Source organism: Flavobacterium sp. LHD-85 (assembly GCF_030929595.1).
Taxonomy (GTDB): Bacteria; Bacteroidota; Bacteroidia; order Flavobacteriales; family Flavobacteriaceae; genus Flavobacterium.
Genome location: NZ_JAVFVR010000001.1, coordinates 106,849 through 118,523, shown reverse-complemented (window position 1 = coordinate 118,523; position 11,675 = coordinate 106,849). Strand labels below are relative to the sequence as shown.

The 11,675-nt window shown below is 34.8% G+C and carries 9 protein-coding genes; 2 read left to right on the top strand and 7 right to left on the bottom strand.

Translation table 11 applies throughout. The features are described from left to right. Positions 1-178: 178 nt before the first annotated feature. Entirely contained in the window at positions 179-808 is a 630-nt protein-coding gene (locus RB618_RS00500; RefSeq protein ID WP_308067003.1) for a DUF4230 domain-containing protein, read from the top strand. 199 nt (positions 809-1,007) lie between these two features. On the opposite strand, the gene RB618_RS00495 is transcribed toward RB618_RS00500, so the two are convergent. The 3 genes from RB618_RS00495 to RB618_RS00485 all read right to left on the bottom strand — a co-directional run bounded on the left by RB618_RS00495 (position 1,008) and on the right by RB618_RS00485 (position 3,854). Continuing rightward, entirely contained in the window at positions 1,008-2,783 is a 1,776-nt protein-coding gene (locus RB618_RS00495) for an aromatic amino acid hydroxylase (protein ID WP_308067002.1), read from the bottom strand. A gap of 137 nt (positions 2,784-2,920) precedes the next feature. After that, positions 2,921-3,367 carry a hypothetical protein gene (locus RB618_RS00490; RefSeq protein WP_308067001.1) on the bottom strand — a complete coding sequence of 149 codons (447 nt, stop codon included), beginning with the start codon at positions 3,365-3,367 and terminating at the stop codon, positions 2,921-2,923. Positions 3,368-3,443: 76 nt separating this feature from the next. Continuing rightward, the gene (locus RB618_RS00485; RefSeq protein ID WP_308067000.1) at positions 3,444-3,854 is read right to left on the bottom strand and encodes a group III truncated hemoglobin; all 411 of its coding nucleotides are present in this window, start codon (positions 3,852-3,854) and stop codon (positions 3,444-3,446) included. A 376-nt stretch (positions 3,855-4,230) separates the two neighbouring features. Between RB618_RS00485 and RB618_RS00480 the strand changes: the two genes are divergently transcribed. After that, positions 4,231-6,648 carry an RICIN domain-containing protein gene (locus RB618_RS00480; RefSeq protein ID WP_308066999.1) on the top strand — a complete coding sequence of 806 codons (2,418 nt, stop codon included), beginning with the start codon at positions 4,231-4,233 and terminating at the stop codon, positions 6,646-6,648. An 82-nt stretch (positions 6,649-6,730) separates the two neighbouring features. Here the strand turns inward: RB618_RS00480 and ilvA are convergent, their stop codons facing one another. The 4 genes from ilvA to RB618_RS00460 form a co-directional block, all read right to left on the bottom strand. After that, complete coding sequence (ilvA, locus tag RB618_RS00475) at positions 6,731-7,975, bottom strand: threonine ammonia-lyase IlvA (RefSeq protein ID WP_308066998.1); 1,245 nt, start codon at positions 7,973-7,975, stop codon at positions 6,731-6,733. A gap of 342 nt (positions 7,976-8,317) precedes the next feature. Continuing rightward, a complete protein-coding gene (locus tag RB618_RS00470) occupies positions 8,318-8,854 on the bottom strand; it encodes a DUF4136 domain-containing protein (protein ID WP_201998209.1) in 537 nt (178 codons plus the stop codon). Positions 8,855-8,961: 107 nt separating this feature from the next. Beyond that, a complete protein-coding gene (locus RB618_RS00465; protein WP_308066997.1) occupies positions 8,962-10,938 on the bottom strand; it encodes a urocanate hydratase in 1,977 nt (658 codons plus the stop codon). A gap of 473 nt (positions 10,939-11,411) precedes the next feature. Beyond that, the gene (locus RB618_RS00460; protein WP_111377387.1) at positions 11,412-11,597 is read right to left on the bottom strand and encodes a DUF5522 domain-containing protein; all 186 of its coding nucleotides are present in this window, start codon (positions 11,595-11,597) and stop codon (positions 11,412-11,414) included. Positions 11,598-11,675 lie beyond the last annotated feature (78 nt).

Below are 11,675 nucleotides of genomic sequence, written 5' to 3'. Positions count from 1 at the left end.
AGCGATAGCGAACAGGCGAAGCAATTCCGCGAATTTTCACTAATTAATCTTTGCGTACATTGGACAATTTCAAAAATTAAATTAAAATTTATGCGTTCCAAAAATTTGTGGAAATTCGCTGAATTCGTGGCAAAAAAACTAAAAAAAGGAGTAAATTGGTCTAAAATATTTTAGAAGAATGCAAAACTTGATCAAAAGAATTATAGGTGTTGGAGCTATTGTTTTAATAATTGTTCTGGGGTTTAAATATTGCCAGTTCAAAAAAGAAGACGATTCTGATATTCAATATAATACCAATTTAATTCAGCAGCAGATTCTTAATGTTGGGAAATTGGTGGTTACCGAAGGGCATTTCTCAGAAGTTATTACCTATAAAAATCAGCAGAAATATTTGATGGATATGGTTTCTTTTGAGAAAAAAGCGCTTGTAGTTGTAAATGCAAATGTGACGGTTGCCTACGATTTGCATAAGATGAAATACGACATAGACGAAAAAAACAAAACGATTACGATTTTAAATATTCCAAAAGAAGAAATTACAATCAATCCGGATATTAAGTTTTATGATATTGAACAAAGTCAAATGAATCAATTTACGGGAGATGATTACAATAAAATCAATAAATCGGTAAAAGCGAATTTGGCTAAGAAAATTGAAGCATCTTCATTAAAAACAAACGCCGAAAACAGATTAATAAGTGAATTGTCTAAAATCTTGATTATGACAAATTCAATGGGTTGGAAGCTGCAATACAATGGAAAAACTATTGAATCGGAAACGGAGTTAACTCAGGATTTGAAGCTGTGAAGTTTGCCACAAAGACAGTAAGACACAAAGTTTTTTGAATTGCCTCCTGCTTCAGCTGGAGGTATTCATCAAGAAATTGAAAAAGGCTTTAGCCAAAATATGACATTTGGCTAAAGCCTTTTCATTTTGGCTTTGTTTTTTCCTCCAGCTGAAGCAGGAGGCAATTCAATACTTGCAATTTAAAAAAACACTTTGTGTCTTAGTGCCTTTGTGGCAAATTAGGTAAAGAATTATCAAAAATCAAATCCAATCCGCCAGAAATTAAATGTGCTACTTCAGGGCGTTTCACCTTCAATTGATCCAGATAAACTAAAACTTCTTGTAAAAGCTGTTTTTCATCAGTATCCTTCAAAAGTTCTACAATTTCAACAGACAATAACCAGTCGTTTGAATGGCTGCTTTTTAGTTTTTCAAAAACAGAATTTAGTTCTGTTTTAGCGCTTTTATTTGTTCTAATATCTCTAACTGTTGCGTACAAATGTTCTAATTCATCACGCTCTTCAGTATGTTTTGCTTTGATTGTTTTTGTTGAAGGAACAATATTAATTAAGTCAAAACTATTTACATCGGCTGGGCCAGAGAAAGCAGAAATCACTTTTTTACCAATTGCCATATCATAATTGCCCCATTCAGGCTGAAACAAAACTGTTTCTCCATGAGTTACTTTGCAATTTCTAAAACTGATTAAAATGATTTCTCCGTGAAGATTTCTCGAACCTGTAATAATTTCTCCTTCAACAATTATATTGCCTTCAAATTCCAGTTTTACGGTTTCGTTTTCTACAATACTGTAAGCCTGTAAATCTTTCGGACTCATATCTTCAATCGCCAAATTAAAACCTTTCAGTTTCCCAATCGGACTTCCAAATCCGTGTGGATGCGTTAAAGTTCCGTGTCCCACCAATTCTTTTTCGCGGTAAGCCAAAGCTGTTTTTCCTGTAGTTTGAATGTAGACAGGTTTTCCTTCTTCTTCAATAACATTCGTAAAAACTCCTGAAATCTGCAAACCTGTGCTCAATTCAATAGTTCCTAAAGCATTTGATTGAATCAGTTTTTGAATTCCAGAAAGCCCTCCTGTACGAAGCGCCATTTTATGAGCAAATTCTTCTAGAACTAAACTTAGATAAGAAAAATTTGGAGTTACATATAATTGTGGCTGTAACTGTGTAATATCAAAATTCTGATTCGCAGCCGAAATATCATAAGGGATTTTCTTTACATTATCGGTCATACAGTGTGCACTTTCTCCAATAGAAGAAAGCAATCCAGCGCCATATATTTTCGGATTTTCAACGGTTCCGATCAAGCCATATTCAACAGTCCACCAGTGTAAGTTTCTAATTTGGGCCATTTCAGACAATTCTCCCATATCATTTTGTAAATCGGCCACCGCTTTTTCAGCTTCGTCGATTTTTTCCTGCGGAGTATCTTCGGCTTCTTTTAAAATAGAAAGCAAGCGAATCGCTTCATACATCTGATAATCTTTATGAGAAGAAATCGCTTTACAGCCAATTTCGCCAAAACGTCTCAAATATTCTGCATATTCAGGATTTGCAATAATAGGAGCGTGGCCGGCACCTTCGTGAATAATATCTGGAGCAGGAGTATATTCAATATGTTCCAATTGACGAATGTCTGAGGCAATTACCAAAACATTATAAGCTTGAAACTCCATAAAAGCATTTGGCGGAATAAAGCCATCAACCGCAACCGCTGCCCAGCCAATTTCGCTTAGAATTCGGTTCATACCGTACATACTTGGAATAGAATCAATTTCGATTCCAGTTTTGCGTAAACCTTCTAGATAAGAATCATGGGCAACTTTAGAAAGATAATCTACGTTTTTGCGCATTACATATCGCCAAACCGCCTGATTGATAGGAGTGTAATCGCTATAATCTTGAGGTTTAATAAATTGCTTTAAATGCTTCGGCAATCGCTCTAATAACGGATTGGTTTCAATATTTGGATTCATTTCGAAAACGTTGTAGATTAAAATGTAAAATTACGAATTTACGACTCGATTTTTTATCATCCATCACAAAATTTTTATTCGAAATTGACTTTTATTGCATTTTTGTAGATTTTTACAAAGCTGAAATAAATAGAATTTTAGCAGTCATTATTTTCATAATTCACTTTCTCCATTGTTTTTTCGAAGTTTTCAAGTTCTTTTTTAGTCATCGTAGCTTCTTTGAGATCCACTTTTAACTGTTTTTTAGTGTCTGGACTAATCCATAAACCTGTAAATGTACTTCCGTTTTTCTGCAAAATTAAAACACCACTAAATCCTTGTTCAACTAACACAAATTCATTTTCTTTCTTTTTGCCCTGAGTAACATTCAGCTGAATCCAATTGTTAGATTTATTGTAGCGATACATAGAAGTATACATTAAATCGGCTGTACAAGGATTTTCTTCTGTTTTAATGTAAACTGTTATAGGAGTTTTACCATCAACAGTTCCTTTATATAGATTAGAAGCTGAAGTTTGAGATTGTGCTGCTGATTGATTTAAAAATGAGAAACAGATTGCAATAAAGAAAATTACTTTTTTCATAAATAAAAGAATATAGATTTGGGTTTAATTCATTTAATCAAATATAAAATTCTACTTTTTAATTGAAAGAAATTTTTTAAGATTTTTTGATGCCATTTTTCATCTCATTCTCAGCATTCCTAAAATATTCAATTTTATGGCTGAACATAAAAGCCATATTGGTAGCACGCATTTTGGCTTCTTCTGTTATTGGACCAGCAAATTGCGAATCGATTGTCGAATTAAAAATGGCAATCCAGCGGTCAAAGTGAGTTTTATCAACCGGTAATTGTTTATGCGGAGGGAAAGGTGTTCCAGAATAAGCGCGAACATCAAATAAAATGGTTTGCCAGAAATTGTACATTTTTTGCAGATGCGGTTCCCAGCGATCTTGTAATTTATCATTAAATATCGGCCCAATTAAATCGTCCTTTCTAACATTTGCATAAAAGCTGTTAACCATTTGCTGAATGTCTTCTATTGTCGAAATATCTTTTAAAGCTGTCATTTTGTAGTATTTTAAGTAAAATGCAAAAATACAATATATCTTTCTTTTACCTTCCTGATAATTGTCATAAGCCCTTTAATTGCTAGGTAAAATCGCATTTTGTAAGGAATTGTATAGATTTTTTATTTTATGATAAGTTATTTCGATTTTAATAGGTAAGTTTTTTATGATTTTTAATTTTTTAAAATATTGTTTTTCAGTGTTTTAAAAAACAATAAGATTGGTTTTTGTTATATCGTTTTTTTTAATTTGATGTGTATTTGTAAAGTAAAAAAAATAAGAATATTGTAAAAATACTCATAATATTGTGCTGTTTTAGTAAAATAAAACTGAATAAATAAGAAAAAACTAATTATCAAACCAAAACCACAAAAGAATGCACAAAACTACTCAAACACCTACAATTCGGGTAAGTAAAGCGTTGAAACTATTATGTTGCAGTACGCTTCTATTCATGAACAGCTTAAATGCTCAGACGGTAACTCCTTGGATGACCACAGGAGATCAAACTAAATTATTACAGCAGCAGGCAACTGTAAGTTTCGGAACCAACTCAGGTACAAACCCTTCTACTGTAACAGTAAATGCAGGAACGACCTATCAAACTATGGACGGATTCGGTTATACTCTTACAGAAGGAAGCTGTGAAGTTATTTCTGGAATGGCAGCGACACAGCAAAACCAATTGTTGAATGATTTATACAATCCGACAACAGGATTAAATGCAAGCGTTGTTCGTATTAGTATTGCAGCTTCAGATTTAAGCAGCTCGTCTTACAGTTATAATGAAACTTCGGGCGACACCAACATGAACAATTTCAGCTTGAACGGACCTGATTTAACTTATTTAGTTCCAATCATTAAGAAAATCTTACTGATTAATCCCAACATCAAAATCTTGGCAACACCTTGGTCCGCTCCAAGATGGATGAAAACCAATGGTTCTTGGATTGGAGGTTCGCTGCAAACGCAATATTATGCAGCGTATGCGAAATATTTCGTAAAATATTTTGATGCTATGAAAGCACAAGGTATTAATATTTGGGGAATTACGCCGCAAAATGAACCAGAAAATCCACACAATGAACCAAGTATGCTGATGAATTCTACAGAGCAAAAGAATTTTATCAACCAGCAGCTTGGACCTCAAATGGCTGCTGCGGGTTACGGAAACATCAAAATTATTGCTTTTGACCACAATTGCGACAATACAGCTTATCCGATTGATGTTTTAAATAATAGCTCTTATGTTGACGGTGCGGCATTTCACTTGTATTTAGGGAATATTTCAGCGATGTCAACGGTAAAAACTCAAACCAATAAAAACGTTTATTTTACAGAACAATACACGGGTTCTGGTGGAAGCTTTAGCGGAGATTTTGGTTGGCACATGCAAAATGTTGTCATTGGAAGTACAAATAACTGGTCTAAAACGGTTTTAGAATGGAATGCTGCTAACAACCCTAGTTTTGGTCCTCGCACTCCTGGAGGTTGCACTACTTGTTTAGGCGCTATTACAGTTAATAATAGTACAAGTTATACTAAAAATGTAGCCTATTACATTATTGGTCAGATTTCTAAATATGTGAAACCGGGCGCAGTAAGAATTAGTGCTTCAAGTTCTAGCGGTACTATTTCTTCAGTTGGATTTAAAAATCCTGATGGCTCAACAGCACTTGTAATTTATAATTCGGGAGGATCATCAAACACCATAAAAGTAGTTTCTGGATCATCTGCATTTAATTATGCAGTTCCGGCATCCTCTGCAGTTACTTTTACTTGGGGAACATCAAATCCGGTTGCGGTTACGGGAGTTAGCGTAAGCCCGACTTCGGCAACAATAACAGCTGGTCAGTCACAGCAATTGACAGCGACGGTTTCTCCTAATAATGCTACAAATACAGCGGTAAACTGGAGTTCAAGCAATACTTCTGTGGCTACAGTAAACTCAAACGGATTGGTTTCGGCAATTGCTGCAGGAAATGCCACTATTACAGCAACTACAGTGGATGGTGCAAAAACAGCAACTAGCGCAATTACTGTAACAGCTGGTTCAACAGGATTTCCGGGATATTATAACATTATTTCAAGAAACAGTAATAAAGGTTTGGATGTTGCCGATAATGCAACAACAAGCGGAAGCAGAATTCAGCAATATGATATTACAAATGGAGGAGGAAGCAACCAAAGATGGAAGTTTGTTTCTGACGGAAGCGGGAATTATTACATTATTGTAAAATCGACAGGAATGTATTTGGCTGTTGAAAATAACGGAACAGCTGATGGACTGAAAGTACAACAAAAAACGTTCTCATCTTCTAATGAATTTAAGTGGACGGTAACAAGTCTTGGCACAGGATATTACAAAATTATAAACGTAAATAGTGGCAAATCGCTTGATGTTGAAAATGTTTCTACAGCCAATGGTGCCAATATTCAGGTTTGGGCTTATACAGGAGGTTTAAATCAGCAGTGGCAATTGGTGCAAGTAGAATCTTCTGCTGCAAAAAGTGCTTTAGCTACGCAAACGTCTGTAGCTGAAAATACAAGTTCAAATGAAATGACCATTTTTGTAAATGAAGCAGATGATTCTTTAAAAATTGATACTAATCATGAAGGAGATGCAGAAGTACAGATTTTCAATATTACTGGACAGCCAGTTTTAAAGAAAAACGTAAAATTTGTAAAAGGAAATCAAGCTGAAGTAGAAATTTCTCGATTGCCAAAAGGCGTGTACATTGTAAAAGTTAATGATAGTAAAGGTTCTTATTCGAAAAAAATCTTGAAGCAATAATTACAATCCACACAATTCAATTAGTAATTTGTATTGAATGTGAAAAGGCTGTCATCCCATCTGACAGCCTTTGTTTTTTATTTTATCCGATCAATTGCGTAAACAAATCCTGATTGTCATTCAGATATTGAAACTCAAAACCATTTTCGGTCATTTTCAATTTAATTGGCATAATATCATTTTTGTTTTTCAATTCTAAACCAACCACAACAGAACCTACTTCACGGCTGTTTTTCTTCGCAAACTGAAAGTATGTAATATCATCATCTGGACCTAAAATATTATTGACAAATTCTTTTAAAGCTCCCGGACGCTGCGGAAACTGAATCATAAAATAGTGCATCAAGCCTTCATAGAGTAAAGAACGTTCTTTTATTTCGGCTGTTCTTTCGATATCATTATTGCTGCCGCTTACAATACAAACTACATTTTTGCCTTTAATTTTATCTTTATAAAAATCCAAAGCAGCAATTGTCAAAGCGCCAGCAGGTTCAACCACCATTGCTTCTTCATTATACAGCCTTAAAATTGTGGTGCAGACTTTTCCTTCGGGTACCAGAACTATATCTTCTAAATTATATCGGCAGATTTCAAAAGTCTTGTCGCCAACTTGTTTAACCGCAGCTCCATCTACAAATTTGTCTATAGTTTTTAATGGTGTATTTTTATTTTCTTCAATTGAAGTTTTCATCGAAGGAGCACCTTTGGGTTCAACACCAATTATTTTTGTATGCGGACTTAAATGTTTGAAAACTTCAGACAATCCTGAAGCTAGTCCGCCGCCGCCAATAGGAACAAAAACATAATCGATTGGTTCTTTAAAACTTTCTAAGATTTCTAATCCTACGGTTCCTTGACCAGCGATTACTTTTTCATCATCAAAAGGATGAATAAAAGTTTTATGATTTTTGATGGCATCAGCAGTTGCCGATGCATAAGCATCATCAAAAGTATCTCCCGTTAAAACAATTTCAACAAACGATTTTCCAAATAATTGAACTTGTTTTACTTTTTGTTTTGGAGTGGTTTTTGGCATGTAAATTTTACCATGAATCTTTAAAAGATTGCAAGAATAGGCAACTCCTTGAGCATGATTTCCTGCACTGGCACATACAGTTCCGTTTGCTTTTTCTTTTTCGCTTAACGAAGAAATCTTATTATAAGCGCCTCTAATTTTATAGGAACGGACAATTTGCAAGTCTTCTCTTTTTAGTAAAATAGTCGATTCAAATTCGTCTGAAAGATTCAAATTTTGCGTTAAAGGCGTTGCAGCAACTACATTTTCGAGATGCTTTTGAGCATTAAGTACTTCGTTAAATAAACTCATGATGTTTTTTGTTTTGCCACGAATTACACGAATTGACACTAATTTTATTGTTTTAGAAAAAAAACAATTCTTGTTAATTTGTGTAATTCGTGGCGATTTAAAATCGTTTTTAAAATAAAAAACCTCCCAATTGGGAGGTTTCTATAAATTATATTTTACAAACTTATATAGCACCTCGCCATTATTGCTGAATTGCAATAATGCTAATAATAGCGATAATAATGTTGTTAAAGTTTGTCATTTTCTTTACTGATTGAAGCGCAAATGTATTAATTATTTCTGAAAAGTTCGCAACTATTTAAAGTTTTACAAAAACTGAAAACTGCCAACGGCGACTGAAAACTATTTTTTAACTGGCGGATATTGCGCTAAAATTTTAGCAACGAATTCAGCAATTTTTTCATCTTTTTTATCAATGTTTCTTGTCAGAGTTCCAACTCCTTCACCTTGCCAGATCATTTCTTTCTTTTTAGCATCGATTAAATCAATATACAAAGTGCCTTCCGTAGAAGTAGAAACTGTAGTTTGTCCTCCGTACATCATATAAGGATTCCAACCCCAACCCCAACCATAACCCCAGCCAGCGGTAAATTGGTTTACATCTACTTGCTCTCTTGACTTGGTAAAAATGTTTACCAGCAAGTCAGGATTTTCACTTTTTGTAAAGCCTTTAGCTTGCATTTGATCATCGATAGCGCGTAAGATTCTTCTTTTATCTAAATCTGATATTTCAACCTTGTCAATTCCGGGCTTAAAATAGGCATACGTTTTATAAGGCGTAAAATCGACAGTTTTGTCATAATCAGAATAAACGGTCACGGTACTGCAAGAAGTAAGTATCAGCAGTAGCAAAAACGGAATTAACTTAAGTGTTTTCATATATCTAAAAATTAATGTTCTTTTTTTTAATCTACAAGGCTGAGCGTAGTCGAAGCCCTTTCGTTTCTATAAGCCTTCGACTTCGCTCAGGATGACATTACGTTATTTTAAAGCAAACTTTCATCGACTAGATTAGGTAAAGTTACTTTTAATAATGGCTCAACTTCCATGGCTCTTTTTATAGCAAAAACAGCACCTTCATTTCTAGCCCAGCTTCTTCTCGAAATTCCGTTGTTAACATCCCAGAAAAGCATTGAGGCTAAACGCTTTGAAGCCTCAGTAGAACCATCAAGAACCATACCAAATCCGCCATTTATAACCTCTCCCCAGCCAACGCCACCGCCATTATGGATAGAAACCCAAGTTGCTCCTCTAAAACTGTCTCCAATCACATTATGAATCGCCATATCGGCTGTAAAACGAGAACCGTCATAGATGTTTGAAGTCTCTCTGTAAGGAGAATCAGTTCCTGAAACATCATGATGATCGCGTCCTAAAACAACAGCGCCAATTTCGCCTTTTGCAATTGCTTGATTGAATGCTTCTGCAATTTTAATTCTTCCTTCGGCATCAGCATAAAGAATTCGGGCTTGCGAGCCTACCACCAGTTTATTTTCTTGAGCACCTTTAATCCATTTGATGTTATCCTGCATTTGCTGCTGAATTTCATTTGGAGCAGTTTCTGCCATTTTCTCTAAAACTTCACAAGCAATGGCATCTGTTTTTAATAAGTCTTCAGGTTTTCCAGAAGTACAAACCCATCTGAAAGGGCCAAATCCGTAATCAAAACACATTGGTCCCATAATATCCTGAACATAACTAGGATATTTAAAATCGATATTATTTGCTGCCATTACATCTGCACCTGCGCGAGAAGCTTCTAATAAAAAGGCATTTCCATAATCAAAAAAGTAAGTTCCTTTTGCGGTGTGTTTGTTAATAGCATCTGCGTGACGACGCAAAGTTTCCTGAACTTTTTCTTTGAATAATTCTGGATTATTTGCCATCAAATCATTTGCTTCTTCAAATGAAATCCCAACCGGATAATAACCTCCAGCCCAAGGATTATGAAGCGAAGTCTGATCTGAACCTAAATCAATCTTGATGTTTTCCTGATCAAAACGTTCCCAAACATCGACAACATTTCCTAAATATGCGATCGAAACCGTTTCTTTATTGGCTTTCGCCAAAGCTACTCTGGCAACCAATTCGTCTGTAGAAGTAACGACTTCATTGATCCAACCTTGCTCGTGACGAATTTTAGTAATCTTCGGATTTACCTCAGCACAAACTGTAATACAACCTGCTATATTTCCTGCTTTTGGTTGAGCGCCTGACATTCCGCCAAGACCAGAAGTTACAAATAAACTTCCTTCAGGATCTTGTTTTATTTTTCTAAAACCGTTTAAAACTGTAATTGTTGTTCCGTGTACAATTCCCTGTGGGCCAATGTACATATAACTTCCCGCTGTCATTTGTCCGTATTGTGAAACTCCCAAAGCATTCATTTTTTCCCAATCGTCAGGTTTTGAGTAATTCGGGATTACCATTCCGTTGGTAACCACAACTCTTGGCGCTTCTTTATGAGAAGGGAATAATCCCATCGGATGTCCAGAATACATAGTTAAAGTCTGCTCATCTGTCATTTCAGACAAATATTGCATCGTCAATAAATATTGCGCCCAGTTTTGGAAAACAGCACCGTTTCCGCCATACGTAATCAATTCATGCGGATGTTGCGCTACAGCATAATCCAGATTGTTCTGAATCATGTGCATAATAGCTTTTGCCTGCAATGATTTTCCTGGATATTCATCAATTGGTCTTGCGTACATTCGATAATCTGGACGAAGACGATACATATAAATACGACCGTATGTTTCTAATTCTTCTGAAAACTCAGGGATTAGTTCAGCATGATGTTTTGGATCAAAATAACGCAATGCATTTTTCAAAGCCAGTTTTTTCTCTTCTGCCGAAAGAATTTCTTTTCGTTTCGGAGCATGATTAATTGCTGGATCGTATGCTTGCTTTGGAGGTAATATAGATGGTATTCCTTGTTGTATTTGTTCTTTGAAAGTCATTTTTTTTTAAGCTGCTAAGTTGCTAAGGTTCTAAGATGCTAAGGTATTTTAGTTAGATTAACAACAGATTAATTTTTTGTTTTTTAAATTATGTCGCCCCGCTGGGGCTTAAATGTGACTGACGATTAATTGGTTCTATAAATATTTAGCTCCTGTGGAGCTGATAAAATAAAGCCTTGGAAAGGCAAAATATTTATAGAAAAACAGTAACCCCAATATAAAAGCTCCAACGGAGCAAAATATCAGCCGACGAAATTGGAATTTATTTTAATTATCCCATTTTCAAATTGGCTCATTGGCAAATTGCCACATTTTCTAATTAAAAAAAACTAAGGATAACGGATATCCGACCTATGATAGGACTTGTGGATTTTAATCCTGAATTTTCGTGAATGGATATCCATATTAATATTTTAGATTGTTGATTTTAGATTGGAATTTGGAATTTAAAAATTGGAATTTATTTAAATTATCTAGTTCGTTTTTCTTCTTATTTCTCCTGTTCGTTTATCAAATCCGTACGGACAATGGCGACAACCGCTTTTACAGCAATAGCCTCTTTTTAAATGATGTTTTTCGGTAAAGCATTTATAACCTTCGGGCGTATAGTAAAAATCTTCGCCTTCGATTAATTTATTTTCATTACTTTGCTCTTTCATAAATCTGCTTCGCGTTCCTTTTCGAATAATTAAAATCAAAAATAAAAATATTTGATTATGATTTTATTGAAATCGAAC